The 26,139-nt window shown below is 72.5% G+C and carries 22 protein-coding genes and 2 tRNA genes; 7 read left to right on the top strand and 17 right to left on the bottom strand.

The annotated features are described in order from the left end of the window. Positions 1 to 43: 43 nt before the first annotated feature. Positions 44 to 1,111 (top strand): FUSC family protein, encoded by a 1,068-nt coding sequence (locus tag DEI85_RS06365; protein ID WP_111123478.1) that lies wholly within the window; start codon positions 44 to 46, stop codon positions 1,109 to 1,111. A gap of 281 nt (positions 1,112 to 1,392) precedes the next feature. Here the strand turns inward: DEI85_RS06365 and DEI85_RS06360 are convergent, their stop codons facing one another. The 5 genes from DEI85_RS06360 to DEI85_RS06340 all read right to left on the bottom strand — a co-directional run bounded on the left by DEI85_RS06360 (position 1,393) and on the right by DEI85_RS06340 (position 3,118). Continuing rightward, positions 1,393 to 1,998: a histidine phosphatase family protein gene (locus DEI85_RS06360; protein WP_027465908.1), complete on the bottom strand. Its 606-nt coding sequence runs from the start codon at positions 1,996 to 1,998 to the stop codon at positions 1,393 to 1,395. Beyond that, on the bottom strand, positions 1,995 to 2,384 hold the full coding sequence (crcB, locus tag DEI85_RS06355; RefSeq protein WP_110859120.1) for a fluoride efflux transporter CrcB: 390 nt from the start codon (positions 2,382 to 2,384) through the stop codon (positions 1,995 to 1,997). Before crcB ends, DEI85_RS06360 begins: the two co-directional genes overlap by 4 nt. Then, positions 2,381 to 2,827: a fluoride efflux transporter FluC gene (locus DEI85_RS06350; RefSeq protein WP_110859121.1), complete on the bottom strand. Its 447-nt coding sequence runs from the start codon at positions 2,825 to 2,827 to the stop codon at positions 2,381 to 2,383. The genes crcB and DEI85_RS06350 overlap by 4 nt, the downstream gene beginning before the upstream one ends. Before the next feature lie 106 nt (positions 2,828 to 2,933). Next, positions 2,934 to 3,009: transfer RNA gene (locus tag DEI85_RS06345), tRNA-Glu, on the bottom strand. A 33-nt stretch (positions 3,010 to 3,042) separates the two neighbouring features. Beyond that, a tRNA-Glu gene (locus DEI85_RS06340) sits at positions 3,043 to 3,118 on the bottom strand. Between the two features lie 103 nt (positions 3,119 to 3,221). Here DEI85_RS06340 and DEI85_RS06335 point away from each other — a divergent pair. After that, entirely contained in the window at positions 3,222 to 4,127 is a 906-nt protein-coding gene (locus DEI85_RS06335) for a DUF72 domain-containing protein (RefSeq protein ID WP_111090490.1), read from the top strand. Between the two features lie 110 nt (positions 4,128 to 4,237). Here the strand turns inward: DEI85_RS06335 and DEI85_RS06330 are convergent, their stop codons facing one another. The 6 genes from DEI85_RS06330 to DEI85_RS06305 all read right to left on the bottom strand — a co-directional run bounded on the left by DEI85_RS06330 (position 4,238) and on the right by DEI85_RS06305 (position 9,744). Next, positions 4,238 to 4,873, bottom strand: a complete 636-nt coding sequence (locus DEI85_RS06330; protein ID WP_111123479.1) for an MBL fold metallo-hydrolase — start codon at positions 4,871 to 4,873, stop codon at positions 4,238 to 4,240. 10 nt (positions 4,874 to 4,883) lie between these two features. After that, positions 4,884 to 5,900, bottom strand: a complete 1,017-nt coding sequence (locus DEI85_RS06325; protein ID WP_111123480.1) for a LacI family DNA-binding transcriptional regulator — start codon at positions 5,898 to 5,900, stop codon at positions 4,884 to 4,886. Between the two features lie 21 nt (positions 5,901 to 5,921). After that, positions 5,922 to 6,419 carry a hypothetical protein gene (locus DEI85_RS06320; RefSeq protein ID WP_181436354.1) on the bottom strand — a complete coding sequence of 166 codons (498 nt, stop codon included), beginning with the start codon at positions 6,417 to 6,419 and terminating at the stop codon, positions 5,922 to 5,924. A gap of 5 nt (positions 6,420 to 6,424) precedes the next feature. Beyond that, complete coding sequence (locus DEI85_RS06315) at positions 6,425 to 7,267, bottom strand: carbohydrate ABC transporter permease (RefSeq protein WP_258369806.1); 843 nt, start codon at positions 7,265 to 7,267, stop codon at positions 6,425 to 6,427. Between the two features lie 65 nt (positions 7,268 to 7,332). Then, positions 7,333 to 8,358, bottom strand: a complete 1,026-nt coding sequence (locus DEI85_RS06310) for a carbohydrate ABC transporter permease (protein WP_111090492.1) — start codon at positions 8,356 to 8,358, stop codon at positions 7,333 to 7,335. A gap of 108 nt (positions 8,359 to 8,466) precedes the next feature. Continuing rightward, the gene (locus DEI85_RS06305; protein WP_111123482.1) at positions 8,467 to 9,744 is read right to left on the bottom strand and encodes an ABC transporter substrate-binding protein; all 1,278 of its coding nucleotides are present in this window, start codon (positions 9,742 to 9,744) and stop codon (positions 8,467 to 8,469) included. A 295-nt stretch (positions 9,745 to 10,039) separates the two neighbouring features. Between DEI85_RS06305 and DEI85_RS06300 the strand changes: the two genes are divergently transcribed. Further along, positions 10,040 to 11,368 carry a glycosyltransferase gene (locus DEI85_RS06300; protein WP_110859128.1) on the top strand — a complete coding sequence of 443 codons (1,329 nt, stop codon included), beginning with the start codon at positions 10,040 to 10,042 and terminating at the stop codon, positions 11,366 to 11,368. A gap of 137 nt (positions 11,369 to 11,505) precedes the next feature. On the opposite strand, the gene DEI85_RS06295 is transcribed toward DEI85_RS06300, so the two are convergent. Continuing rightward, a complete protein-coding gene (locus tag DEI85_RS06295) occupies positions 11,506 to 12,816 on the bottom strand; it encodes a glycosyltransferase family 2 protein (RefSeq protein ID WP_181436355.1) in 1,311 nt (436 codons plus the stop codon). A gap of 157 nt (positions 12,817 to 12,973) precedes the next feature. Between DEI85_RS06295 and DEI85_RS06290 the strand changes: the two genes are divergently transcribed. The 4 genes from DEI85_RS06290 (at position 12,974) to DEI85_RS06275 (ending at position 16,925) form a co-directional block, all read left to right on the top strand. Next, positions 12,974 to 13,147, top strand: a complete 174-nt coding sequence (locus DEI85_RS06290; RefSeq protein ID WP_155896838.1) for a hypothetical protein — start codon at positions 12,974 to 12,976, stop codon at positions 13,145 to 13,147. 114 nt (positions 13,148 to 13,261) lie between these two features. Beyond that, complete coding sequence (locus DEI85_RS06285; RefSeq protein WP_111123484.1) at positions 13,262 to 14,194, top strand: beta-1,6-N-acetylglucosaminyltransferase; 933 nt, start codon at positions 13,262 to 13,264, stop codon at positions 14,192 to 14,194. Then, positions 14,191 to 15,717 carry a lipopolysaccharide biosynthesis protein gene (locus DEI85_RS06280; protein ID WP_111123485.1) on the top strand — a complete coding sequence of 509 codons (1,527 nt, stop codon included), beginning with the start codon at positions 14,191 to 14,193 and terminating at the stop codon, positions 15,715 to 15,717. Before DEI85_RS06285 ends, DEI85_RS06280 begins: the two co-directional genes overlap by 4 nt. Beyond that, a complete protein-coding gene (locus DEI85_RS06275) occupies positions 15,714 to 16,925 on the top strand; it encodes a glycosyltransferase family 4 protein (RefSeq protein ID WP_181419992.1) in 1,212 nt (403 codons plus the stop codon). The genes DEI85_RS06280 and DEI85_RS06275 overlap by 4 nt, the downstream gene beginning before the upstream one ends. 114 nt (positions 16,926 to 17,039) lie before the next feature. On the opposite strand, the gene DEI85_RS06270 is transcribed toward DEI85_RS06275, so the two are convergent. Genes DEI85_RS06270 through DEI85_RS06250 form a run of 5 tightly spaced genes read right to left on the bottom strand, consistent with a single transcriptional unit; the run spans position 17,040 to position 25,788 of the window. Next, positions 17,040 to 18,008 (bottom strand): glycoside hydrolase family 16 protein, encoded by a 969-nt coding sequence (locus DEI85_RS06270; protein WP_110859133.1) that lies wholly within the window; start codon positions 18,006 to 18,008, stop codon positions 17,040 to 17,042. Further along, entirely contained in the window at positions 17,993 to 20,335 is a 2,343-nt protein-coding gene (locus tag DEI85_RS06265) for a PIG-L family deacetylase (RefSeq protein ID WP_111123486.1), read from the bottom strand. The genes DEI85_RS06270 and DEI85_RS06265 overlap by 16 nt, the downstream gene beginning before the upstream one ends. Beyond that, positions 20,322 to 23,885 (bottom strand): glycosyltransferase, encoded by a 3,564-nt coding sequence (locus DEI85_RS06260; protein ID WP_110862948.1) that lies wholly within the window; start codon positions 23,883 to 23,885, stop codon positions 20,322 to 20,324. Before DEI85_RS06260 ends, DEI85_RS06265 begins: the two co-directional genes overlap by 14 nt. After that, positions 23,882 to 24,847 (bottom strand): glycosyltransferase family 2 protein, encoded by a 966-nt coding sequence (locus tag DEI85_RS06255; RefSeq protein WP_111123487.1) that lies wholly within the window; start codon positions 24,845 to 24,847, stop codon positions 23,882 to 23,884. The genes DEI85_RS06260 and DEI85_RS06255 overlap by 4 nt, the downstream gene beginning before the upstream one ends. Beyond that, positions 24,844 to 25,788 (bottom strand): glycosyltransferase family 2 protein, encoded by a 945-nt coding sequence (locus DEI85_RS06250; RefSeq protein ID WP_258376338.1) that lies wholly within the window; start codon positions 25,786 to 25,788, stop codon positions 24,844 to 24,846. Before DEI85_RS06250 ends, DEI85_RS06255 begins: the two co-directional genes overlap by 4 nt. Positions 25,789 to 26,139 lie beyond the last annotated feature (351 nt).

Below are 26,139 nucleotides of genomic sequence, written 5' to 3'. Positions count from 1 at the left end.
GGCGACTCCCCGAGACGCGTCGCGGTGGGAGGATGGTGACGACATGACGACACCTGCGCACTCGACCCGGACCATCAACCTCGAGGGCGCGGCACGCGCCGCGATCGCCGGTGGCTCGCCGCTCGCGCTGCTCATCGCCCTCGACATGCCGGGGTACGCCGCCTTCGCCATGTTCGCCGGCTTCACCGCCATCTTCGGTGCGACCGAGCCCTACCGGCAGCGTGCCGTCACCACCGGTGTCGCGGGTGCACTGCAGGCGCTGTGCATGTTCGCCGGCATCGGGGTCGGGCTCGTCGGGTCGCCGCTCTGGCTGCAGGCCGTGGGTCTCGTCGTCGTCCTGGTGGTCGCGGTCTGCACCCTCTCCACGCTCCGGGCGATCCCCGCGCAGCCGATCTTCCCGGTGTTCGCGTTCGTCGTGTCCGCACTCGTGCCGATGCGCCCGGCGGACGTCCCGCTCGTCACGACGATCATCGTCTGCTCGGTGGTCTGGGCCTGGCTCGTCGCGATGTCCGGTGCGGTGCTCCGCCGGGTGTTCCACCCGCACGCCCCGCACCGGTTCCGCCCGCTGGCCGACCGCAAGCACCGGTCGCTCGCGGTCCTGCGGACACCGGCGCTGTGGGAGACCGTCGCGCTCAACGTCGTCGGGTCACTCGTCGCCGGTGCCGTCGCGGAGTCGATCCCCGGGCTCGGGCACCCCTATTGGGCGGTCATCGCGGTGGTCTCGACCCTGCCGGCGATCCGCCAGCGGCACACCGTGGTCCGCGCCGGGCAGCGTGTGGTCGGCACGATCGGCGGCACGGTCATCGCGGTCGGCATCCTGCTGCTCGAGCCGTCGGCGTGGTGGATCGTCGTGCTGGCCGTCGTCGGGCAGTTCTTCGCCGAGATCTTCGTCGCCCGGAACTACGCCGTGTGCCTGCTGTTCCTCACCCCGCTCGCCCTGGCGGTGTCGTGGTTGAGCCTGCCCGAGGCACCCCAGCTGTTGGCGCTCGACCGCATCGCGCAGACCGTGCTCGGTGCCGTGGTCAGCGTGGGGCTGCTGCTCGTCGGGCGTGCGATCGAGCGCCGGCGTGGCCGTGCCCTGGGTGCGACGAGCGCGATCCGGACCGTCTGACGCGCCCGGTCGTCCCGGGCGTACCGGGTCGAACCGGGCGTACCTGATCGAACCGGGCGTACCTGATCGTCCCGGGCGTACCGGGTCGAATCGGGCGTACCTGGTCGTTCCTTTCGACCAGGGACGCCCGATTCCGCCTGCCATCGCGCGTGACAGGGGAAGGAACGGGCGCAGACGGCGGACGGGAGGCCCGTGGCGGCGCCGCCACGGGCCTCCCGTTCGTCCGTGGTCGCGATCACCGCGTCCGTCGCGGTCGCGAGCCCGTCCGGCCCACCACGGCGTCAGTCGCGCGGCTGGATGTTCCAGGCGTCGATGACGGGGCGGCCGTGCTCGTAGCCGAGGATGCTGACCGAGGCGGTGCCGAGCTTCAGCACGGCGCCGTCCTGCGGCGCGAGCCGGATCCACGCGGCACCGAGCGCCCGCAGCACGTGGCCGTGGGCGATGAACACGGCGTCGTGGCCCTCGGCGAGCACCGGACGGGCACGGTTCAGGATGCGCTCGACGCGGACCCGCACCTCGGCGGCGTTCTCACCGGGGGTGTCACCGGCGGGGACCCCGTCGGTCCAGAGGTCCCACGGCCCGTGGCGCAGCACCTTGATCTGCGGGGTGGTGAGGCCCTCGTACGCGCCGTAGTCCCACTCGTACAGGTCCTCGTCGAGCTCCGGCTCGACGCCGATCAGGTGCGCGGTGTCGCGGGCGCGCTGCAGCGGGCTCGACAGCGCCAGCGCGAACGACCGGTCCCCGAGGTACCGGCCCGCGCGCTTCGCCTGCTCGACACCGTTGTCGGTGAGCGGGATGTCGGTGCGGCCGGTGTGCTGCCCGCTCTTCGACCACTCCGTCTCTCCGTGACGGACGAGGACGAGTTCGCCGGGGCGTTCCGAGGTCATGAGTTCCTTCCGATCCAGAGGCCGAGCGCAGCTGCGCCGACCGAGACGACGAGCATCCCGAGGCCGTTCAGGACGGCGAGCCGGGTCTTGCCGGATCGGAGGAGCTGTACGGTCTCGACGCTCGCCGTCGAGAACGTCGTGTACCCGCCCATCATGCCCGTCCCGAGCACAGCGACCGTCGAGGCGGGGATGGTGCCGGCCTGCCCGAGGCCCGTCAGGACCCCGAGCACGAGCGATCCGGACACGTTGATGAGCAGGGTCCCGACCGGGAACCCGGCGAACCGCGAACCGGCGACGCGGCCCTTCACGACGCCGTCGAGCACGAAGCGCAGGGCGGCGCCGGCTCCCCCGCCGACGGCGACCAGGACCAGTTCGGCCGGGCTCATCGGGCGTCCTGCAGCGGTTCGGGGCGGGTGCGGGGCCGGGTGGCCGCGGCGACCCACAGACCGAGGACGACAGCGACGAGTCCGAGCACGACCGACAGCAGGGCGAACCCGCTGCCGGCCGTCCAGTGGCCGAGGTCGAGCAGCTGCGCGGTGTCGTCCGCGAGCGTGCTGTAGGTCGTGAAACCGCCGAGGACGCCGGTGCCGACGAACAGCCGGACCGCGCGACGACGACTGACGTCCGGGCCGCGGCGCGCGAGCGCGTCGAGCAGGAACCCGAGGCAGAACGCCCCGACGACGTTGATCACGAGGATGGTCCAGCTGATCCCGTCGTGCGCGGGGAACGCCGTGGCGAGGAGTGCGCGGACGGCCGTCCCGATCGCGCCGCCGAGGGCGACGAGGGCGACGAGCCTCCAGCGCAGGTGCGGTGGGCGTTCGGCGTGCATCGTGCTCCCGTCGCGAGGCGATCGTCCCCCGGACGACGGGGTCGATCCAGGCTAGTCGAGACGACGAAACCCCCGCCGAGCCGGAGCTGGACGGGGGTTTGCGTACTGGTGACCCCAGCGGGATTCGAACCCGCGTTACCGCCGTGAGAGGGCAGCGTACTAGGCCGCTATACGATGGGGCCGCGGCTGTTGTCGGACTCGGAGCATGTCACCTGTGGTGACCCCAGCGGGATTCGAACCCGCGTTACCGCCGTGAGAGGGCAGCGTACTAGGCCGCTATACGATGGGGCCGTTCCGACAACTCGACAAGTATTGCACAAGGCTCGCATCCGCACCAAAACGGGGCGTGTCGCCCGGGTGTGCCGCCGTGTCGGAGCTGGCATACGGTGGATCGATGACGGCCGACCACGACGCGATCGCAGCGCCACGACACGTCGGCGGCAGCCCCTCGGCGACGGTCCGGATCGGCCTGTCCGGGTGGCAGTACGACGGCTGGCGTGGGGACTTCTACCCCGAGGGCCTCGCGAAGCGGCGGTGGCTCGAGCACGTGGCGTCGCGGTTCCCGACGGTGGAGCTGAACGGATCCTTCTACTCGCTGCAGCGTCCGGCACGCTACCGGGCGTGGCGTGCGGCCTCGGGCGGGCAGCCGTTCCGGTTCGCGGTCAAGGGCGGGCGGTACGTCACGCACATGCTGCGGCTGCGGAACGTCGAGACCGCGCTGGCGAACTTCTTCGCCTCGGGTCCGCTGGAGCTCGGGGACACCCTCGGACCGGTGCTCTGGCAGCTGCCCGAGCGCCTGCTGCCGACGCCGGAGGTGCTCGACGCGTTCCTCGGGGTGCTCCCCCGGACGCACGGTGCGGCCGCTGAACTCGCACGCCACCACGACGACAAGGTCACCGAGGAGCCGGACGGTCTCGTGGAGCCCGAGGAACCGGCGTGTCCGATCCACCACGCGCTCGAGGTCCGGGCAGCCGGCTTCGGCGACGAGCACCTCGACGTGCTGCGCCGACACCGCGTCGCCCTCGTCGACTCGCACGCCGGCGACTTCCCCCGCTTCCGGGCGGACACCGGGGCACCGCTCGCGTACCTCCGGCTGCACGGTGCACCCCGGACCTACCACGACGGGTACTCGCCCCGGGCACTCGGCGGGTGGGCGACGACGGTCCTCGAGCACGCCGAGGCCGGCCGTGACGTCTACGTGTACTTCGACAACGACGCCGAGCGGCACGCTCCGTGGGACGCCCTGACGCTCGACCGCCTGGTCGCGGCGCGACTGCGCCGGCGGGCGCCCGACCAGTGAGCAGAAGAAGCCGGGTGCGTGGACGCGACCCGTCGCGTTCTGCTCACTCGGTGACGGACGGGAGGCCCGCGGCGGCGCCGCCACGGGCCTCCAGGCCGCGCAGCGCAGCCCTAGAGCGTGAGCGACTCCCCCGGGCGCAGCACGACGAGCGACCCGGCGGGCTCGACGGCCTCGCGGAGCCGCCCCGTGTGCATGCCGAAGCCGACCTCGGACAGGGTGGCCTCGTGGATCGGGTACGCGCGGGACGGCGCGATCGCGGCGACGTAGTCCATCATCTCGGCGACCTTGAGCCACGGCGCCCCGACGGGTGCCGCGAGGACCTCGACCGGAACGCCCGGGTCCGTGTAGGAGTCGCCCGGGTGGAACAGCCGGCCGTTCACGAGCACGCCGGTGTTGTCGACGATCGGCACCGAGGCGTGGATCAGCTGGTGCCGCGTGCCGTGGAAGGTGAGCGCGAAGGGGCCGACCGTCCGGTGGTCGCCGTCCGTGACGACGTCGACGGTGATGTCCACCTCGGCGAGCGCCGCGCGGACCCCCTCCGGTCCGATGACGACGGCACCGGGGTTCGCGTCGAGGATCCGGCGGACCTGTTCGGGGGTGACGTGGTCCGGGTGCTCGTGCGTGACGACGACGGCGACGACCCCGGACGCGTCGACCGGTCGGGTGAAGTTCCCCGGGTCGAGGACCAGGCGGGCGTCACTCTCGGCGATGACCTGGCAGGCGTGTTCGAGTTTGGTGACCTCCATGCGGGCGACCCTACGCGGCACCGTGCGGGCAGGGCCCCGTGGTCGCGCGGACGACCAGGTGCGCGGGTGCCGCCGCGATCGGGCCGGCGACACCGCCGTCGACCTCGGCGAGCACCGCCCGTGCAGCGGTCCGTCCCTGCGCCACCGGGTCCTGCGCGACGGTGGTGAGTCCGACGGTGGCGCCGTACTCGTGGCCGTCGATCCCCATCACGGACACGTCCTCCGGTACCGCGAGACCGGCTCGGCGCGCGGCCAGCAGGACACCGAGGGCCATCTCGTCCGAGGCGCAGAGCACCGCCGTCGGTCGCTCCGGCGCCGGCTCGGCGAACAGCACGGCCCCGGCGGCGGCACCGCCGGCGAACGAGAAGCGGCCGTCGAGGGACCACCGTTCCGGCACGGCCTGTCCGCCCGACCGCACGGCGTCGAGGAACCCGTCCCGCCGCAGGTGCGGCACTGCGACGTTCATGCCGGCCTCGTCCTGCCCGCCGACGTAGGCGATGCGCCGGTGGCCGAGTCCGTGCAGGTGCTCGACCGCGATCCGGGTGACCTCGCGGTCGTCGACGCCCACGTTGCGCAGACCCGGTGCGGGGCCGCCGATGACGACCATGGGGTGCCGACTGAGTTCGAGCTCGGCCCGTTCGGTGGCGTCGAGTACCAGGGAGAGCAGCACGAGGCCGTCGACCCGGTGCCGCAGCATCGAGCGTCGGAACGCCCGGTCGCGGTCGCCGCCCGGGCCGCCGAGGTTGTAGAGGACCAGGTCGTACCCGGCCTGGCGGAGTTCCGCGTCGACGCCGCCGAGCGCCTTGACGTAGAACCAGCGATCGATGACGGGCACGACCACCCCGACGGCGCGCTGACGACCGGTGGCGAGGCCGGCCGCTGCCGAGCTCGGGACGTACCCGAGTTCGTCGGCGACCCGCTGCACCTGCTCGATCGTGGTGTCGGCCACGTTCGACATGCCGCGGAGCGCCCGCGACACCGTGGACTTCGACAGCCCCGTGACGGTCGCGATCTCCTGGATCCCCATCGGTGCGACCCGGGAGGCCCGTCAGCCGTCCGTGCCGTGCGTCACGTCCGCCGGTGCGTCGGGTCCACCCCGTCGGGCCGCCACCGCGGGCACGCCGCGGTCCGCCCTGCGTTCCGGCACCTCTGCGATGCGCGCCGGCTGTCGTGCAGCCGGTGCGACCTCGTCCCAGCCGGCGTGCTGGTGCACCCGTCCGTCCGCGCCGGGTCGGGGTCGGCGACCGGTGGGGTCGGTGACCGACGTGTGCACCGGGGCCACCGCGGGCGCAGCACCGACACCCCGGGACACGGATCCACCCGTGCCGTCCTGCGCCGTGGTCCGGCGGAGGACGGCGACCCGCCACCGGTCCAGGGCGACGACTCCGAGCACGCACACGAGCAGGGTGAGCGCCCAGCCGAGGGCCGGTCGCCCGGTGAGCTCGCAGAACACCGTGACGCCGAGGAAGAGGACGCCGAACATCCCGACGAAGCCGATGGACTCCTCGATGTGGGCGGTGGGACGGGTGGGTCCGCGCTGGGCCATGGTCGTCAGCCCTTCACGCCGCCGGCGGTGAGCCCCGCCACGATGCGCCGCTGGAAGATCAGGACGAGGACCACGAGCGGGATCGTGACGATCGTGCCGGCGGCCATCACCGCCGTGTAGGGCTCCTGGTGCGGCTGCGACCCGGCGAACGAGGCGATCGCCACGGTCACCGGCTGTGTCGCGTCGCTCGACAGCTGCGACGAGATGAGGTACTCGTTCCAGCTCGAGATGAACGCCAGGATCGCCGTGGTGAACACCGCGGGCGCCGCGAGCGGCAGGATGATCCGCCGGAACGCCTGCACCCGGGTGCACCCGTCGATGCGGGCTGCTTCTTCCAGGTCCCACGGCATCTCGCGGAAGAACGACGCGAGCGTGTACACGGTCAGCGGCAGCACGAACGAGATGCTCGGCAGGATGAGCGCCTGGTACGACCCCATCCACCCGATGTCGGTGAACAGCTGGAACAGCGGCGAGATGAGGGCGACGCCGGGGAACATCGACGCGGCCAGGATCGCGCCGGCGATGAGGGACTTGCCGCGGAACTCGAGCCGGGCGAGCGCGTACGCCGCCGTGGTGCCGACGAGCAGGGCGATGATCGTCACGACCCCACCGATGAGCAGGCTGTTGAGCAGTGCCCGTCCGAGGTGGTTGCCGAGCGAGGTGGAGAACGCCGTCGCGTAGTTGTCGAGCGTCACGTGGGTCGGCCACGGGGTGGCGTCGAACGTGAAGCCGACGTCACGGAAGCTCGTGACCACCATCCAGTAGAACGGCAGGAGGCACCACACGGCGATGACGACGGCCTGCAGGGCGGTGCGGATCCGCGGCCCGGTGTCCCGGCGCACGCGCACCTCGGTGCGGTCGACGGCGCGGTCGCGGCGCACGGCCCCGGACCGCGGACGGTTTGCTGCGAGCGTCACTTGAGTTCACCCTTCTGCTGGGCGGCCTGCGTCTGGACGACGTTGGCGCCGAGGAACCGCACGAACAGGAACGCGACGACGAAGATCACCAGGAAGGTGAGTGTCGACAGCGCCGACGCGGAGTTGAAGCCCTGCCGGATCTGTTCGACGACCAGGATCGACAGGGTCGTGGTGGCGTTGCCGGAACCACCGCCGCCGCCGGTGAGGATCGCTGGCAGGTCGTACATGCGCAGCGCGTCGAGCACGCGGAACAGGATCGCGACCATGAGCGCGGGCTTGATGAGCGGCAGGGTGATGAGCACGAACCGTTGGAAGGTCGAGGCGCCGTCCATCTTCCCGGCTTCGTAGACCTCCTCCGGGATCAGCTGGAGCCCGGCCAGGATGAGCAGCGCCATGAACGGCGTGGTCTTCCAGGTGTCGGCGATGATGACCGCCCACCGGGATGCCCACTCGCCGCTGGTCCAGAGGATCTGGTGGCCGATCACCTGGTTCAGCACGCCGTTCGCGTCGAAGATGAAGTACCAGAGCTTCGCGGTGACGGCCGTCGGGATCGCCCACGGCACCAGGATCGCGGCACGGACGAGGGCGCGGCCCTTGAAGTTGCGGTTCATGATGATGGCCATCCACACGCCGATCACCGTCTCGGCGAGCACGGTGACGACGGTGAAGAAGAACGTGTTGCCCATCGACACCCAGAACTGCGAGCCGAGGCTGCCGGGCGGGCAGGTGACCTCACCGCACCGCTGGCCGAGCCAGTGCACGTAGTTCGTCACGCCGGCGAAGCCGCCCTCGACGAACAGGCCGGTCGCCTTGTCGAGTCCCTGGTCGAGCTGGAACGACTGGATGATCGCGCTGACCACCGGGTACCCGATGACGACCGCCAGGAGCGCGATCGTCGGGCCGATGAGGTAGACGGCCCAGCGGCCGTGCTCGGCGTTGAGCCCGCCCTTGCGCCGCTGGCGCTTCGGTTCGAGCCCGGTCGGGTTCGGGATGGCTGCGGGGATCTCGGTTGCTGCTGACACGTGTCGGCCTCCTTGCCGGGGGTGTCGGAACACAGGTGGGAACGGAGGGGAGGCCCGTGGCGGACCCGCCACGGGCCTCCCCTCCGACGCGGCGTGAGCCGCTGTGTGTCAACTGCTGGTCGCGGCCGTGAGGGCGTCCTGCATGTCCTTCATGGCTTCGTCGACCGACTTCGATCCCTTGAGCGCCGCGTAGGTGTTGTCCTGGATCGCCTTCGTCGCCGCCGGGTAGAACGGCGTGACCGGGCGCGGCTCGGCCGACTCGATCGACTTGAGCAGCGTCGGCAGGTAGGGCAGCTCCTTCGTCAGCTCGGGGTCGGTGTACAGGTCACCGACGACCGGGGCGAGCGAGCCCTGGGTCGCGAAGAACTTCTGCGTCTCGTCCGAGGTCAGGAACTCGAGGAAGTCGTGCGCCGTGGCCTTGTGCTTCGAGTACACGCTGATCGCCGCGTTGTGCCCACCGAGCGTGGAGGCACCGACGCCGTCGGCACCGGGGATCGGCGCGATGCCGAAGGTGTCCTTGACCTTCGACGAGCCGTCGGTCTTGGCGAGGCTGTAGACGTACGGCCAGTTGCGCAGGAACAGGAGCTTGCCGTCCTCGAACGCGGTGCGGCCCTGCTCCTCCTGGTAGGTGATCGCCTCGGCCGGGATGTTCCCGTCCTCGAACGCGTCCACCAGGTTCTGCAGGCCGGCCTTCGCCTTGTCGGTGTCGACGTCGGGTGCACCGTCGTTGCTGAGCACCGAACCGCCGGAGCCGTTGATCGCCTCGGAGGCGTTGACGGTGAGTCCCTCGTACTTCGCGAACTGCCCCGCGTAGCAACCGATGCCGGCGTCCTTCGCGATCTTGCAGTCGTCCATCATCTCCTTCCACGTGGTGGGAGGCGTCTTGACGAGGTCCTTGCGGTAGTAGAGCAGGGCACCGTCCGAGGTCTGCGGTGCGGCGTAGAGGGTGTCGTTGTAGGTGGCGGTCTTCACCGTCGACGGCAGGAGCTTCGAGGTGTCGAGCTTCATGTCGCCGGTGAGCGGGGTGAGCCACTTCTTCGCGGCGAACTCGGCGGTCCAGACGACGTCCACGTCGACGACGTCGTAGTTCTCGTCCTTCGCCTGGAAGTGCTGCACGAGGTCGTCGTGCTGCTGGTCGGCCTGGTCGGACTGTTCCTTGAAGGTGACCTTCTCGTCCGGGTGGGCCTTGTTCCACTTCGCGATGAGCGGACGGACGACGTTCGAGTTGTCCTTGCCCTGAACGTAGGTGATGGGTCCGCGGCTGTCCTGGCCGCTCTTGGCGTCGTCGTCCGCCGAACTGCCGCTCGAGCAGCCGGTCAGCACGAGCCCGATGACCGCGACCCCCGCAACGGACGCGAACCGCACCCTGGCGCGTGTTGTCTTCACAGCGTTGTCTCCTCGTTGAGATCACCAGGACGGCTCGGTCGGATCACGACACCGCTGGCCTGGAGCAGGCGACACTGCCTGCTGGAGGAGGAAGCTACGCCCGGTCCAGCGGGAGCGCAACCGGTTGCATCGGTTCCGTGACCTGAGCGTGACGCATGAGGTTCCCGTGGCTTCCTGGGTGAGCGCTCACCCCCGTCGGGGGCACACGCACCGCACTGCGGAACCCCGCACGAACCCCGCCACTGCTGGTCCGGTCCGTTGTCCGGACACCGCGGGCGGTCGTAGCGTCCCGACCATGACCCTGCAATCCTCCGTCACCGTGCCCGGCCCCCGTCGGGTCGTCAGCGTCGACCTCGACGCACCGCTGCCGCGCCTGGTCGCCGACGAGTCGGGTTCCTCCGCGCTCGTCGTCGGCTACCGCGACGGCTTCCCCGTCACCACCCTCGACGTGCTGCTCACCGCTGACCCGGCCGACGCCGCCCGCGCGATGGAACCCCTGGTGGACGGCCTCGCACGGACCTCCGGTGCGACGGAGACCCCGATCCCCGACCTCGACCTCCCGCTCATCTCGATCGTCGTGTCGACCATCGTCACCCGGGTCGAGGACATCCGGAAGCTGCTCGACTTCCTCGAGCACCTCGACTACCCGCGGTACGAGGTCATCCTCGTCGACAACCGCGTGAAGCTGCCCGAGGTCGACGCCCTGCCGGGGCTGCTCGAGGGCCGCGACGTCCGGCTGGTCACCGAACGCCGTCCGGGCTGCTCCGCCGGTCGCAACGCCGGGGTCGCCGCGGCGCACGGCGAGATCATCGCGTTCACCGACGACGACGTCCGGGTCGACGCACAGTGGCTCCGGTCCATCGGCACGCGCTTCGTCCGCGAGCCCGAGGTCGCCGCGGTCACCGGGATGATCCTGCCCGTCGAGCTCGAGACCCCCGCGCAGATCTGGTACGAGGCGTACTACGGCGGCTTCAGCGGCGAGCGCACCTTCCAGCCGGTGACGATCGTGCCGGACGACGTCCCCGGGGTCATGCGTCACGCGCAGGCCCGGGCCGTCCGCCCCGACGGCTCGGTGCAGAAGCACTTCGCCGTGTACGGCATCGGCGGCTACGGTGCCGGCGCGAACTGGGCGGTCCGACGTTCGGCGTTCGACGCCGTCGGCGGGTTCGACCCCGTGCTGGGTGCCGGTGTGCCCGCCCGCGGTGGCGAGGACCTGGCGATCTTCATCGACATCCTGTGGAGCGGTGGCCGGATCGGCTTCGAACCCCGCGCGGTCGTGCACCACCGGCACCGGCAGGACCTCGCCGGGCTGCACGGGCAGCTCCACTCGAACGGCGTCGGGTTCACGGCGCTGATGTGCGAGCTCATCGCGAAGGACCGCCGGCACGCGCTCGTGCTCGCGCGGCTGATGCCCCGGGCAGGCAAGATCAAGCTGAAGCAGCTGGTGTCACGACTGGCCGGCCGGCGCGACGCCGCGGCCGAGAGCATCACCGAGGCCTCCACGACCCGGATCCCGCGCTCGCTGGCGTACCACGAGTTCCGCGGCTTCCCGGCGGGTCCGGCGGCGTACTTCCGCAGCCGTCGGTTCTGGCGTGAGGTCGAGGAGGGCCGTTTCCGCCCCTAGGCGGCGCGCAGGAGACGTCCGCACCGGGACGGACGGGAGGCCCGTGGCAGCGTCGCCACGGGCCTCCCGTCCGTCTCGGTGCGTGCGGTACGCGCGGTGCGATCGGTGCACGCGAAGTGCGGTCGCCCGCACCGCGGTCACCCGCGCCGCGACCGCCCGACGACGTACCGCCACGGTCCGCCCAGCGCCGCCACGAGCTCGACGCGCTTGAGGCCGGCCGTCGCCTCGCGGAACGCGTCGTCGACCGGCCACCCGCCGACGGCGTCCACCGCGGCGGACACCTCATCGGCGCCGCCGCCGCCCTGTCCGAGCGCCCCGAGCTGCCGCAGCGCCCCGACCGCCCGACGGAGCACGGCCAGTGCGGTGCGCGGTCGCAGCATGAGCTTGGTGACCCACGCACCGAGGCCGGTGCCGTAGCCGAGCGCCTGCGAGCGCAGCGCCGCACGGTCCGGCCGGTGCTTGTGCCAGACGACGGCCGAGGGCTCCACCGCGAGCGCGCCGCCGGAGAACAGCACCCGGGTGAACAGGTCGGGGTCCTCGCCGGCGCGGGCCAGGGTGCCCGGGCCGAGCGCGACGTCGAACCCGCCCAGGGCGAGCGCGGCCGAACGACGGAGCGACATGTTGGCACCGGTGCCGAACGCGCCGACGGAGAACGGGAACAGCGGCAGGTCCGCCGGCGGCGCCGACGTGCGGAACACCCGGCGGTCGGTGTTGCGCGCCCAGGTCACGCGCTCGTCGAAGTACCGCTGCGTGGGGGTCCGGAGTTCGCCGCTGGGCACGAGGCCGGTCACGCAGACGACGTCCGCGTCGCGTGCGTACGCGTCGGCGAGCGCTGCGAGCCAGTGCCGGTCGACGACCACGTCGTCGTCGACGAAGGCGACCACGACCCCGGACGCGAGGGCGAGTCCGGCGTTCCGTGCGCGCGAGACGCCGGGTCGGGCCTCCAGGACGTACCGCAGGCGCGGGTCCGCGAGCGACGTGACCACGTCGCGGGTCGCGGTGGTGGTGGGCGCGTTGTCGACGACCAGCACCTCGAAGTCGTCGTGCTCGGACGCGAGCACCGAGCGCACGCAGCGACGCAGGTCCTCGGGCCGGTCGCGGGTGCCGATGACGACGGAGATGCGTCCGACCGGCGTCCCCGCGGGGGCGGCCGGGAGGCCCGTGGTGCGCAGGGCGCGCAGGGCCGGTCCCAGCTCGGCCGGGTCCACGCCGCCTTCCGCGTCGACGCTGACGTCGACGAACCCTGCGATCTCGCGTCCGTCGCGGACGAGCAGGCGGGCGCGGCGGAAGCCGGTGGCGCCGGCGAGTTCGACGGCGGACGCGGCGAGCGCCTCCTGCCGGTCGACGGCGCCGACCCAGGCCGCGCCGGCCCAGGCGGGCACGTCCGGGGACGGCATCGCGGGCGTGAGCGTGAGCACGCGGGTGGTGGTGGCCTGCTGGTCGGTCATGGTCCGATGCTCCGGTGGGGCTGCTGCAGGGTCAACGGCGGCCGCCCGCGGTTGCGGCGACGGTCGTCCGACTTGCGGTTTGCCGCCAGCACACGCCCCTGGACGGTAGGATCGTGAGGACGACTCGGCGGCAGCACGCCGGGCACGAGGAGGACGCATGTCGATGGGCCCCACCGACGAGCTCGGCGCCGTGCTCCCCTCGGAACAGAGCGTCTTCGTGGTCGACTCCGTGACCTGCGTCTGCGGCCACGTGCAGGACGCCCACGAGCACTACCGTCCGGGCACGGACTGCGCCCTCTGCGACTGCCAGAAGTTCCGCAAGAAGCGCTGATCAGGCGCTCCGAGCACTGATCGATCAGGGGGCGGTGCGGGAAACCGCCGCTTCCCCGCAGACGGGCACGGGTCGCCTTGTCGGCCCCGGAACGCCGCGGTTAGCGTCGCGTCCATGGCCATCTCCCCCGCGGTCCCCGCGTGCATCGTCCTCGCCCACGAGGACCCGGCACACGTGCGCCGACTCGTCGAGGCGCTCGACCCGTTCCCGGTGTTCCTGCACTGCGACGCGCGCACCCCCGAGACGGTGTTCCGCGCCATGACCGACGGACTGCCGGAGCGTGTCCGGCTGCTCCCCCGCATCCGGACCGGCTGGGCGCGCTGGGAGAACGTCGCCGCCGAGGTGTCCGGCTACCGGGCAGCCCTGGCCGAGACCGACGCCTCGCACGTGGCCGTGCTGACCGGCAGCGACTACCCGCTCGCGAACCCCGCCGAGATCACGACCCTGCTCGAGGCGCACCGCGAGGAGTCGTTCATCTCGGTCAACCCGCTGCCGTTCGCGCCGTGGGGCCGTGACGGCGGCATCTCCCGCATCCGGTTCCGGCACTGGGCGTGGCGGAAGCACATGCTCCGGCTGCCGGTCCCCCGCCGCGTGCCGGCGAACGTCTCCTTCGCCGGGGGCTCGCAGCTCAAGGTCCTCGCCCGCCGGCACGCCGCCGCCGTCGTGGACACCGTCGACCAGCGCCCCGACCTGGTCCGGTTCTGGCAGCGCACCTGGGTCGCCGACGAGACCTTCGTGCCGTCGGTGCTCAACTCGCCGTCGCTGACGCCGGGGTTCGCCGACGAGCACGTCTCCCAGCCGCTCTGGTGGATCGGGTGGGACGGCACCGCGCGGAAGAGCCCGCCGTGGTTGACCGTCGCCGACGCGGGGCAGCTGCTCGAGCGTCGGACGGACGCGGACGTCGAGGTGCAGCACCTGTTCGCGCGGAAGTTCTCGACCGACCGGAGCGGTGACCTGCTCGACGTCGTGGACGCCGCCTTCGGGCTGCGCCAGGGCGAGGCGACGGTGACGGCGCGGCAGGGCGCGGCAGGGGTGGTCGCGCCGTGAGCTTCCCCCCGCAGACCCGCCGCGAGGCCCGCGCAGCGCGCGAGGCCGAGGCACCCGAGGCCATCGCGCCGGAGCCCATCGCACCCGTGCCCGAGTCGCTCGACACCGGGTCGGTCGCGGTGCGGAAGGGCGCCTCCGTCCTGTTCGGCCGCGGCCTGCTGTACGTCGTCGTCTGGTCGATGCAGCTCGTCGTCTCGTCGCTCATCTCCCCGGTGCTCGCACACCTCATGCCGCCGGCCGAGTTCGGCGTCCTCGCCTCGGCCATCGCCCTGTACCAGGCGCTCGTCGTCCTGGCCGTCCTCGGCATCGACCAGGCGTCGGTGCTGCAGCGGGCCGAGGACGGCGACGACCGCCGGGCGCGCGGCCTGCTCGCCGTCGGCATGGTCACCGCGATCGTCGTCACCGTCGCGGCGCTCACCACGATCCCGGTCTGGGCCGACGCCGCCGGCTTCGTCGGCAACCACCCGCTGCTCCTCGTCGCGGTGCTCTGGACCGGCCCCGCCGCCATCGTGCAGATCTCCCTGGCGCTGCTCGTCGCCCAGGACCGCATCCGGGTCTTCGCGGTCACGAGCCTGCTGTCCTCGATCGGCGGCTCGGTCATCGGCCTCGGGCTCCTCACCTGGGTGCAGGCCGACGCGACCACCTACGCGTGGGGCGGCGTCGTCGCACAGGGCGTGGCGATGGTCATCGGCGTCGCGGCGACCCGCCCGCGTCTCGCCGGCCTGTTCGACCGCAAGACCACGGCACGGGCGTTCCGCCTCGGCGTGCCGATCGCCCTCGGCAACCTGTCGTACTTCGTGCTGAACGCCGGCGACCGGATCGTCGTCCAGCGGCTGCTCGGCCCGGACGAGGTGGCCCGCTACCAGATCGCCTACGTCGTCGGCTCGGCCGTCATCCTGCTCCTGACCTTCACCAACCAGGCGTGGGCGCCGCACTTCGCCGCCCTCCGCGACCCGGTCGCCCGTCGGCAGCTCGCGATGCACTCCCGCGACGAGCTGTACAAGATGCTCGGACCGGTCCTGCTCGCCGTGACCCTGGTGTCACCCGTCGCGCTGCCGATCCTCGCCCCGGCGTCGTACCGCGTGCAGGAGCTCTCGGTCGTCGTCTTCGTCGTCGCGATCACCGCGTTCCCCGTCGTCGCCAGCGGCGCGACCGGACGCCTGCTCCTGGTCGAACGCCGCGGTGTCGCCGTCGGGGTGATCGCCGCGATCGCGGGCGCCGTGAACATCGGCGCGAACCTCGTGCTCGTGCCCGTGCTCGGCATCGCCGGCGCGGGCCTCGCCACCGTGGTCGCCTACGCGATCCTGGCCGCCATGCAGCTGCTGGCCCTGCCCGACCGCCGTGAGTGGCGCGGGCCCGGGCCCCGGATCGTCCTGACGACCCTCGCCGCGCTCGTCGTGGCCGCCGCGTCCCTGCTCCTGCCGCAGGACGTCCTCTGGAACTGGGTCCGCATCGCCGGGGTGGTCGCCTGCCTCCCCTGGTTCCTCCGCCGACTGAAGACCGCAAGGGGTGGTGTCTCGTGAGACCGCGACAGGCTGCACACGACGGCTCCCGCCGACTCCGCGTCGGCGTCCTGGTGACCGGACTCGCCATCACCGGCGGACTCGAACGCTGTGTGCTCGAGGACACCCGTGAGCTCGTCGCCGCCGGCCACGAGGTCGAGGTCTGGCACCGGAACGCCCAGTCCCCGCGCGCCGCCGAGGGCCCGCCGCCCTACGAGGCGATGGGCGTGAAGCTGGTGGAGGCCACCGACTACCGGTTCGGGATCACGACCGCGCTCCGCGACGCCTGGCGCTTCGCCCGCGAGGGGCTGCGGATCCGACGATCGCACCTCGACGTCCTCTGGTTGAACCGGCCCGAGTACCTGCCGTTCGGCCGGGTCGCATCGCTCGTCTCCGGAGTCCCGCTCGCGGTGCACCTGCACCACGCGCCGAACTACCGGCGGCTCGGACCGATCGCCGGTGGCCGCACCCGCTACTTCGCCGTCTCGCACGCGATGGCGCGCGCCTGGGCGGAGTCCGGCGTGCCGACGGACCGCATCACGATCGTGCCGAACGGCGTCGACACCGACGCGTTCCCGGCCGCGACCCCGGCGTCGGTGCGCGACGCCCGCGCGGCACTCGGCATCGCCGAGGACACCCCGACGGTGCTCTACTACGGTCGGCTCACCCGGTCGAAGGGCGTGCTCGCCCTCCTGGAGGCGTGGGGTCGCGTCCGCACGGCCGCTGCGGCACGCGTACCGGTCACCACTCCCCCCGTGGCCGGTCCCGCGGCGCCCGCGCCGCTCCTCGTGCTGGCCGGTGCGCTCTACGCGGAGGAGGCGGACGCCGTGCACGCCGCGATCGACGCGCTCCCCGCCGGTTCCGTGCTCGTGCTCCCCGAGCGGGACGACGTCGTCCCGCTCCTGCACGCCGCCGACGTCGTGGTGGCGCCGTCCATCGAGCCCGAGGGGTTCGGGCGGGTCGTGGTCGAGGCGATGTCCGCCGGCCGTCCCGTCGTCGCGGCCGCATCGGGCGGCACCGGGGAGATCCTGTCGGGTGACTGGGCGCGGTACACCGTCGACCCGGCGGACCCCGACGCACTGGCGGAGAAGCTGCTCGACACCCTCGACGAAGCCGAACTCGACCCGTCCCTCGCCGCACGGTGCCGCGCGTGGGTTCGTGACCGCTACGGGCGCGAGCCGCACGTGCGAGCGCTGCTGCTGGCACTGCTGGCACACGCCCGGCGCTGACCGGGTCGGCCCGGCGCCGTCCGTGCGCGCCGGGCTCGATGGCGCCGGCGCGCGCCGGTGTGCGCCGAGGCGCTGCGGGCTCGACGGGGTCGGTCCGCGCCGGGCTCGGCGCCGTCAGCCGGCGGTGGGTTCCGTGGACGGCAGCGTGGCCTGGGGGCTCTCGCCGTCCGCGGGCACGTCGATCGTCATCCAGTCGACCAGGAGCGACCCGGCGGCGTCCCGGGGCGGCAGGCCCTCGAGGGACCCCGTCTGCACGACCAGGTGCATGCGTTCCACGGGGATGTCCTGCGTGGTGCTCCCGACGACCTCGTCGTCGACCAGGAACGACATCCGCGAGGGCGTCCACTCGATCGTGTACGTGTGCCAGTCAGCCAGCGACGCGTCGGTCTCGTGGTGGATGCACTTCTCGGCCGGGTCGACCAGGCAGTGCACGTTGAGCCAGGCGGGCGCACCGAGCGCACCCTCGGGGAAGTCGATCTCGCCGTGCGCCCAGACGTTCTCGTCGCTCCAGAGCAGCACCGCCACCCCGTACCCGTCGACCTCGTCGCTCTTCATCCGGATGCTGTAGCGCCCGGAGGTCTGACCGCCCCATCGTCCGTCGACGAGCGGGACGACCCCGCCGGCGAGCGGGGTGCCCGCCTTCGTCGTGCGCAGGTGCATGTCGAGCATCCCGTCGTGGGCGCTCAGCGTGGACGCCTGGTACCGACCGGTCCCCGCGGTGTCCGCGAAGCCGTGGTAGACGGTGAACCGGTCATCGTAGGCCGCCTCGAACCCGCCCGACGGGGTGGTGTCGTCGAAGTCCTCGGAGAACACCCGCTTCCAGCCGTCACCGTCGCCGGTCGGCATCGCGACCCCGCTGGGTCCGGGACCGACGGACGTCGTGCCGGTGGTCGCCGCTGCGACGGCACCGACCGCGACCACCAGGGCCGCGGCCACGATCGCGACCCGTCGTCCTCGTGTCCGGAGCGGGGTGCGGTGGCGGGAGGCGCCGAGGCCGTGCGCGGGTGCGGCACCGTGCGCGGCGGCCGACTGCTCGGCGACCGGGCGGGGGCCGTCCTCGTCCGGGGTCACCCAGCTGCCCATGCGCGGACCTCCGAGAGACCGACGTTGATCGTGCTGTTCGACACCCCGGTCGTGGTGAACCGCACCCAGGTGACGTTCCGGGCGGTGAAGTCGACCGTCCGGGCACTGCCGTCGTTCGGGAGCTCGCCCACGGCGACCTGGCTGCCGTCCGAGAACGTCAGCGTGCCGCTCGTGATCTGGTCGTCGCTGTTCGGACGGTCGTGCAGGACGATGCGCTGGAGCGCGACCGGGGCGGCCCAGTCGAGCTGGATCCAGATGCCGGTCCGTCCCCAGGGCACGGCCCACTCGGCGGTGTGGTCGACCGGGTGGCCGGACACCACGCCGTCGACGGCCTTCGCGACGGTCTGGCCGTCGGCCGGGTTGTCGGCGATCGCCGTCGGGGTCGCCGAGCCGGTGACGTCCCGCAGGCCCGGAGCGGGCGTGGGGGTGGGCGTCGGCGTCGGGGTCGGCGTCGGCGTCGGGGTCGGCGTCGGCGTCGTGTCGGCCGGGGCCAACGCGCGGATCTCGGCGAGGCCCACGTTCTGCGTCCCGCCACTGACCGACGTCACCGTGAACCGCACCCACGTGACACTGCGCGCCGCGAACGTGACCCGCTGCACCGCACCACCGTTGCTCAACGCCGGCACCTGCACACTCGAGCCATCCGAGAACGTCAACGTCCCGCCCAGCACCTGGTCCACCGCGTTCGGCCGATCAGCGAGGTCCACCGCGTCCAACGCCGTCGCCTTCGCCCAACCGAGCTGGATCCACGTCCCCGCACGACCGGACGGCGCGACCCACTCCGCCGTCGGCGCATCCGGGTACCCGCTCACCACACCGTCGACCGCCTTCACGGCCGTCTGACCATCAGCCGGGTTCTCCGCACTCGCCGTCACCGACGCCGAACCCGTCACGTCCGTCCGCGTCGGGGTCGGCGTCGGCGTCGTGTCGGCCGGGGCCAACGCGCGGATCTCGGCGAGGCCCACGTTCTGCGTCCCGCCACTGACCGACGTCACCGTGAACCGCACCCACGTGACACTGCGCGCCGCGAACGTGACCCGCTGCACCGCACCACCGTTGCTCAACGCCGGCACCTGCACACTCGAGCCATCCGAGAACGTCAACGTCCCGCCCAGCACCTGGTCCACCGCGTTCGGCCGATCAGCGAGGTCCACCGCGTCCAACGCCGTCGCCTTCGCCCAACCGAGCTGGATCCACGTCCCCGCACGACCGGACGGCGCGACCCACTCCGCCGTCGGCGCATCCGGGTACCCGCTCACCACACCGTCGACCGCCTTCACGGCCGTCTGACCATCAGCCGGGTTCTCCGCACTCGCCGTCACCGACGCCGAACCCGTCACGTCCGTGTGGGTGGGGGTCGGGTCCGTGGGGTCGGTGGGGTTCGTCGGCACCGGCGAGCCGGCGGTGTACTGCCGGCTGAGCCACGAGGTCTCCGGCCGCGCCGAGCAGGCCTGCCACGACGCGCACGTCTCACCGTCGTGGGCGGCGTAGGTGAAGAACGCGTCGGCCTTCGCCTGCGTCTGGGCCGTCGTCAGGTTCGCCGGACGGTCGGCGATCGGGTATCCCATGTACCCGGTGAAGTCGTGCGCGCCGGTGTACTGCCGCTGCACCTGGTCGGTCAGGTACGCGACCGTGTGGTGGTCGCTGTGGTCCCCGTCGCCGTACTCGCCCTCGTGGTCGAGGGTGTGGATGTCCGTCGGTGCGAAGTCCTGCACGATCCCCTGCAGCGTCGCCCGGAGCTGCGCGAGCGTGTACGTGGCGCTGTGCGGGGCGTCGGCGACGGTCTGCAGGGTGTCCATGTCGCCCGTGTACAGGCGCTGGAGGCTCTCGTACCCGTTCGCCCAGAAGCCGTTGCCCTCGACGTTGCCGTCCGGCAGGTCCATGAAGACCAGGCTGATCCGCGGGTCGGCGGTCAGGGTCTCCGTGAGCAGGGTCCGTCCGGCGACCGTCGTGGAGCCGGTCGTCGACGCCGGGTCGACGCCGGCCATGCTCGCGTAGGCGGCCATCAGCCCGACCTGGCGTTCCTGCCAGTACCAGTCGGGCTTGCCGGCGTCACCGGCGGTGACGATCACGGAGCGCACGCAGCGCCCCGCGTCGATGTCCTTCCGCAGGTCCGTGCCCTGGAAGAGCAGATCGTCGTCGGGGTGGGCGACGACGTTGAGCACCCGCCCCGCGCTGCAGTCCGCGGCCGCAGCCACGGCGGGCTGGACCGCGAGGTTCGGCGCGACCAGCACGGCGAGCACCGTGGCGACCACACCCGCGACGGACGCGACGGTGGCCCGTCGCGTCCGTCGCGGTCTGTCGGAGGTCGGTTCAGTCGGTCGCATGGCGCAGGCCCTCCGTCGTCAGTTCGTACATCGCGGTGGTTCCCGATGACCAGACCCGCTCCCAGTAGGGCGAGGACGCCATGGCGGCGGCGAGCTCCTGGTAGTCGGCGTCGCTCTGGTAGCCGTACCGCTCGTCGTAGGCGCCGAAGGGCTCCGCGACCAGGGCGTAGTAGCCGGTGGCCGACCAGTTCACGACCAGTTCCCGCGTCACGTTCGACAGGTCGGCCTCGGCGTCGTAGCCGCCGGTCGGGTCCGGGTACGGGCCGAGAGCTTCGCGGGACAGGTAGCCCACGTCGAAGTACCGTGCGCCGGTGTTGCTCGGGACGGCGTTGGCCGAACCGGTGAGCAGCATCACGGAGCCCGCGGGGGCCGTGCGGTCGTAGTACTGCGTCGCCGCGGACTGGCTCCGGGTCATCACGCGGTTCCAGTCGAGCGAGGTCTGCCCGAACGCACCGATCGCGACGAGCGCCGCCACCGCTGCTCCGGCGACCGCGAACCGCACGGCGGACGGGCGCATCCCCCGCTGCAGGACCGTCCCGACCGGGGCGAACCGACCGGCGGGCATCGGGAGCGCCGCCGCCAGGATCGCGATCCACGGCGTCGCGAAGAGCACGACGCGGAAGACGCCCTCCTGGCCGTAGTTCGTGGCGACGAGCAGCGAGATCGGGCTCGCGGCGGTGGCGAGGAGCGCCCAGTGCGTCCGGTCGCGTCGCATCAGCACGGTCACCAGGGCGATGAGCCCGAGCACCACGAGCGCGGCTGCCGGGATGTCGAACGCCAGGCGCGTGACGAGCGGCTTCGGCAGGACGGTCATGTCGTGCGCGGGCGGCTGCACGTTGTCGAGCACGCGTCCGACCGCCGCGAGCGACAGGAACCGTCCGAGGATGTCGCCGTTCAGCGCGGCGAAGACCACCGCCGGCACGAGCACGACGACGGGCAACCACCAGGGGCGGAGCATCCGGAACACGATGAGCGTGACGAGTGCGGCGACCGTCAGGTACGGGGAGATCTGGTGCGTCACGGCGAGCACGATGCCGATGAGGGTGATCGCGATGATCCGCGAGAGCCCCACCCGCCGTGCCCGCGGCTTGGCGGCGACGGAGCCGTCGGCGGTGGTGACGGCGGCGTCGCGCAGCGGTCCGGTGGCGAGCACGAGGATCACGATCGACATCAGGATGCCGGTCGACTGCGGCGAGAAGTACGTGGTGTTGAGCGAACCGGTCATCGCGGTCAGCAGCGCTGCGATCCACGGCCGACGGGCGCCGGGCAGCCAGTGCGCCGCCAGGACCCCGACCGCGATGGTCGTGCTGAACGCGAGCAGGACCGGCACCCAGGCGGCGATGAGGATCGTGTTGACGATGCCCCCGACGTCGGCGACCCAGGCAGCGCCGGCGAACAGGCCGGACCAGGTCTGGAAGATGTCGGCCGACGGGTTGGTCCCACCGAACTGGCGGATGTACTCGACGACACCGATGTGCCGCGCGGCGGCGGTCACGGTGGGCACGCCGTACGTGATCGCCTGGGCGAGCTGCACGACACCGCCGAGCACGACGACGGGCACGGCGAGCCCGCGACCGCGCACCAGGGCGATGACCGCGGCGGCGACGACGAGCGCGAGGCCGACGACCAGGCCGGGGCCGAGCGAGCCGAACAGGCCGGCCGGCACCGGGTCGCCCATGTGGGTGAGCGCGGCGACGACCACGACGACGAGCCCGCCGAGCGAGAGCGCCGTCACGGTGGCGGTCGTGCTCCACCGGCGCCGGGCGGTCTCGCGCTGCACGAGGCCGGTGCGACGGAGCTCCACCAGGTCACGCGGTACCGAGACGGCGAGCGCCGCCGCGGTCAGCACGACGACCCCGACGAAGGGGACCGTCGGCGCCCAGACGTGGAAGGTCGCCATGGTGTACCCGATGCCGATCGTGCCGACGAGCGATCCGGTGACGGCGAGGACGGTGAACCTTGCGAGGGACATCGGACGGACGAGCAGCATCGGGGCCACCCCGAGCAGGGCGAACAGGAAGACCGCGACGGCGCTCGCCCGCAGAGTGGGCAGCTCGACGACGCTGCCGACGGCGGCCAGCACGAGCGTCAGCACGACGATCGCGGCGGCACCGAGTCGGGCCGCCGGCCCCATCGCGCCACCCGAGGTCGGTCGTGCCGGACCCGCGGTGTCGAGGCCGCGCTGCAGCTCGTGACGACCGTGCGCCGTGCGGTCGATCGTTCCCGCGCCGCCCATGCGTTCACGGAGCGCCAGGAGCGGAGCGGTGAGCACGGAGCGCCGCTCGACGCGACGCAATCGACGCTTCGTCGCCGCGAACTCCGCGTCGACCGCGTCGACGGCGTCCGCGCCGCGCGCGGCGTCCGTCCCGTGGCCGTTCGCCGGAGCAGCGGCGTCAGCGTCGTCGACCTGCTCGAGGCCGAGGCGAGCGAAGGCGCTGATGGCCTCCGGCGCCGCGTCCACCGAGGCGGTCAGCGTGTCGCGGTCGAGTGCGTTCTTGGTCATCCAGGCTCCGAGTCCGTGGCCGTGCGCGGCAGCGGCGGCGCGGAGCGACGCGACGTCGTCCGCCGATCGCTGCCACGCGATCGCGGCCGGTTCGACGGCGATCGCGGATCCGGCGAACAGCAGTCGTGTGAAGAGGTCGAGGTCGTCGCCGCCGCCGACGCGGGTGCCGGGCCCGAAGGCGGTGTCGAACCCGCCGATCCGGAGCGCGGTCGCGCGGTGCACGGCGAGGTTCGCGCCGGTGCCGTAGGCCGAGGCCGCGAAGGGGTGCAGGGGGAGGTCGTCCACCGGGTCGTCGAGCCGGAACACCCGGCGGCGGACGGTCCGCCCGCCGGGTGTTCGGTCGTCGTGCCAGCGCTGCGCCGGTGTCCGGAGCTCGGCACTCGGCACGAGCCCGGTGACGCAGGCCACGTCCGGGTCGTTCGCGAAGGCACGGGCGATCGCGGCGATCCAGCCGCCGTCCACGACGGCGCCCTCGTCCACGAACGCGACGACGTCGCCGGTCGCGACGAGCAGGCCCGCGTTCCGCGCGGCGGCGAGGCCGCCGTCGGGCGCGGGGATGGTGGTGACGCGGCGTCCGCCGATGTCGACGGTCGCCACACCGCCGTCGTCGGCGCCGTGCGAGACGACGACGACGTCGAAGTCGGGGTGCCCGTTCGCGAGCACCGACCGCATGGTCGTGCCGGCGGCACCGTCCGTGCAGAGCACCACGGTGACGGACGGCAGCACCAGACCTGCTGCCGGCCGACGCTCGGGTGCCGGCATGGGCCGGATCGCGCGCTGCAGCGCACGGACGTCGATGGTGCCGCCGATGCGGCGGCGTTCGGTGATCTCGGCCTCGACGAAGCCGAGCGGCTCGCCGTGGTCGCGGACGAGCAGTCGGGCACGCCCGTACCCGGTCGATCCCTGCAGGGCGATGACGTCCCGGTGGCTCGACGCGTGCACGTCGGCACGGTCGACCTCGCCGACCCAGAGCGCGCCGTCCCAGGTGGGGACGAGCGGCCCGGTCACGACCGGCGAGAGGACCATCGCCAGGGTCGCGCGGGTCACGGTGTGCCCACCGGCTGCGGGAGCGGTGCGGGTACGGGCGGGGTCCGCACGACGACGGTACCGAGGACCCGGCCGACGGCGTAGCCCGCGACCGTCGAGACGACGGAGAGCGCGATGGCGTACGCCCGCAGGCCTCCGCCACGACCGACGTGACGCAGTTCGCGCAGCACGGCGCCCGGGATCACCCGGGTCAGGTAGGTCGACTCGCTGGCGAGCGAGTCGCCGGTGCCGACCCGACGGCTCAGCACGGCCTTCGAGATGCCCTCGTAGTAGCTGCGGCGGCGCAGGTAGCGCATCGTCACACGGTCCGGGGAGACCCGGTGCGAGACGTTCGAGCGCGGTTCGTGCCGGATCCGCGCACCGGGGCGGGCCTGGGCGATGCGGATGCAGAGTTCGGTCTCCTCGCAGCCGAGCGGCTGGTTGCCGACGCGGCCGATGCCGGAGCGGAAGCCGCCGGCGAGCAGGATCGCGTCGCGGCGGAACGCCATGCTCGACCCGATGACGTTGCGGACGTCGCCCGGGGTCTCGGGCAGCCCGCGGTACGAGCACCCGACGATCCAGAGCAGTTCGTCGGCGTACGGGCCGGGGCCGGTCGCGGTCGGCCACGACGGTGTGGCACGACCGCCGACCCCGACGACGTCGGGGTCCTCGAGCGCGGTGAGCATGTGTCCGAGCCAGTCGGGGTCCGCTGTGGCGTCGTCGTCCAGGAACGCGACGACGTCGGCGTCGGTCAGGGCGACACCGGTGTTGCGGGCTCCGGAGAGTCCGCGGTCCTCGGTGTTCGGGACGACCCGGAGTTCCGGCCAGCGTGCGGCGGCGCGGGCCAGGAGCTCGGGCTCGTGGTCGATGACGACGACGACCTCGGGGCGCTCGGGCTGGCGCTTGGCCGACTCGACGCTGTCCTGCAGGTCGCCCCAGCGCTGCTGGGTGTAGGCGCAGATGACGACCGCGACGGTCGTCACGCGACGTCCTCCTCGAGGGCGACGACGGACGCCACGACGGCAGCCCCGGCGACGGCGGACGCAGCGACGGGGGTCGCGACGGACGCAACGACCGGCGTCGCAGCAACCGGCGCAGCAACGACGGGCGCAGCAGTCGGCGCGGCGAGCTGCTCGGCCGGCGGCACGACGCTCATCGCCGCGCGACGGACCTCGGCACGGCCGATGGCGGCGCGACGACGCTCGTGCATGATCGACTTCAGCACGCGGATGCCGTCGGTCACGGCGTTGAGGTTGCTGGAACCGTGCACCCGGAGCTTCTCGTGGCTCGGCACCTCGGTGATCGCGAGCTCGGCGGCCGACCAGCGGCAGGTCAGGACGGTCTCGATCTCGAACCCGTCGCCCCACAGCATCGAACCGTCGGCCGGCTTCGGCAGCTCGGACGACAGCAGACCGATCTCCGGCAGGACGTCCGCCCAGAAGGCGTTGTAGCCGTAGCAGAGGTCGCTGTAGCGGGTGCCGAGGATGATGTTGCAGAGCATGTTCAGGCCGCGGTTGCCCATGTTCCGGACGATCGTGATGTCGTCGCTGCCACCGCCGAGCGAGTACCGGGTGCCCTTCGCGACGTCGGCGCCGTCGACGAGCGCCTGGACGAACCGCGGGATCTCGTCGGGGTCCGCGGAGCAGTCGGCGTCGAACATGACGACGATGTCGCCGGTGACCGCCTCGAAGCCGCAGGCCAGGGCGTTGCCCTTGCCCTTGCGGGTCTGGTGCACGACGCGGATGTCGGGCATCACGCGCTGGGCGGCGGCGATGGTGTCGTCGACGGAGTTGCCGTCGACCAGGATCACCTCGTACACGGGCGGGAGCTTCGGGAGGATGATCTCGAGGTTGCGGGCCTCGTTCCGCGCCGGGATGACGACGGAGACCCTCGGGTCTGCAGGGCGAACGGTACGTACGGGCATGGCGCGGTCCTGTCGGGTCAGGGTTGCTGTCGGGTGGTGGCTCGTCGAGACGAGCGGCGCGTCCTCGGATGACGCATCGACGACGGTGACCGTCGTCGGTCGAGCAGCGGGACGCGGGTACGACGCCGCCTGCTTGCCGCGGGTGAGTGGGTACTCTCCCCCGCGGTTCCAACCATCGCCGTGGCCAGCGGGAGGGTCAATGCGCGGTGCGGTCCCTTGCGGACACCCGGGTGCGGATACGGAAACCCGCAACGGTCGTGCAGGTTGGCGGTCCGGCGCGGCGGCCGGAGGGTGGTGGACGCATGACGAGCGGACGGGAGGCGCGGTGCCAGCCGGCACCGCGCCTCCCGT

The organism is Curtobacterium sp. MCBD17_026, assembly GCF_003234895.2.
GTDB lineage: Bacteria > Actinomycetota > Actinomycetes > Actinomycetales > Microbacteriaceae > Curtobacterium > Curtobacterium flaccumfaciens.
The sequence above is the reverse complement of the archived record's forward strand: the minus strand, read 5'-3'. Positions and strand labels throughout refer to the sequence as shown.

What these genes read in the sequence shown, in the direction of transcription:
- DEI85_RS06365 (WP_111123478.1), top strand. Translation starts at nt 44, where the DNA reads ATGACGACACCTGCGCACTCGACCCGGACCATCAACCTCGAGGGCGCG.
- DEI85_RS06360 (WP_027465908.1), bottom strand. Translation starts at nt 1,998, where the DNA reads ATGACCTCGGAACGCCCCGGCGAACTCGTCCTCGTCCGTCACGGAGAG.
- crcB (WP_110859120.1), bottom strand. Translation starts at nt 2,384, where the DNA reads ATGAGCCCGGCCGAACTGGTCCTGGTCGCCGTCGGCGGGGGAGCCGGC.
- DEI85_RS06350 (WP_110859121.1), bottom strand. Translation starts at nt 2,827, where the DNA reads ATGCACGCCGAACGCCCACCGCACCTGCGCTGGAGGCTCGTCGCCCTC.
- DEI85_RS06335 (WP_111090490.1), top strand. Translation starts at nt 3,222, where the DNA reads ATGACGGCCGACCACGACGCGATCGCAGCGCCACGACACGTCGGCGGC.
- DEI85_RS06330 (WP_111123479.1), bottom strand. Translation starts at nt 4,873, where the DNA reads ATGGAGGTCACCAAACTCGAACACGCCTGCCAGGTCATCGCCGAGAGT.
- DEI85_RS06325 (WP_111123480.1), bottom strand. Translation starts at nt 5,900, where the DNA reads ATGGGGATCCAGGAGATCGCGACCGTCACGGGGCTGTCGAAGTCCACG.
- DEI85_RS06320 (WP_181436354.1), bottom strand. Translation starts at nt 6,419, where the DNA reads ATGGCCCAGCGCGGACCCACCCGTCCCACCGCCCACATCGAGGAGTCC.
- DEI85_RS06300 (WP_110859128.1), top strand. Translation starts at nt 10,040, where the DNA reads ATGACCCTGCAATCCTCCGTCACCGTGCCCGGCCCCCGTCGGGTCGTC.
- DEI85_RS06295 (WP_181436355.1), bottom strand. Translation starts at nt 12,816, where the DNA reads ATGACCGACCAGCAGGCCACCACCACCCGCGTGCTCACGCTCACGCCC.
- DEI85_RS06290 (WP_155896838.1), top strand. Translation starts at nt 12,974, where the DNA reads ATGTCGATGGGCCCCACCGACGAGCTCGGCGCCGTGCTCCCCTCGGAA.
- DEI85_RS06285 (WP_111123484.1), top strand. Translation starts at nt 13,262, where the DNA reads ATGGCCATCTCCCCCGCGGTCCCCGCGTGCATCGTCCTCGCCCACGAG.
- DEI85_RS06270 (WP_110859133.1), bottom strand. Translation starts at nt 18,008, where the DNA reads ATGGGCAGCTGGGTGACCCCGGACGAGGACGGCCCCCGCCCGGTCGCC.
- DEI85_RS06265 (WP_111123486.1), bottom strand. Translation starts at nt 20,335, where the DNA reads ATGCGACCGACTGAACCGACCTCCGACAGACCGCGACGGACGCGACGG.
- DEI85_RS06250 (WP_258376338.1), bottom strand. Translation starts at nt 25,788, where the DNA reads ATGCCCGTACGTACCGTTCGCCCTGCAGACCCGAGGGTCTCCGTCGTC.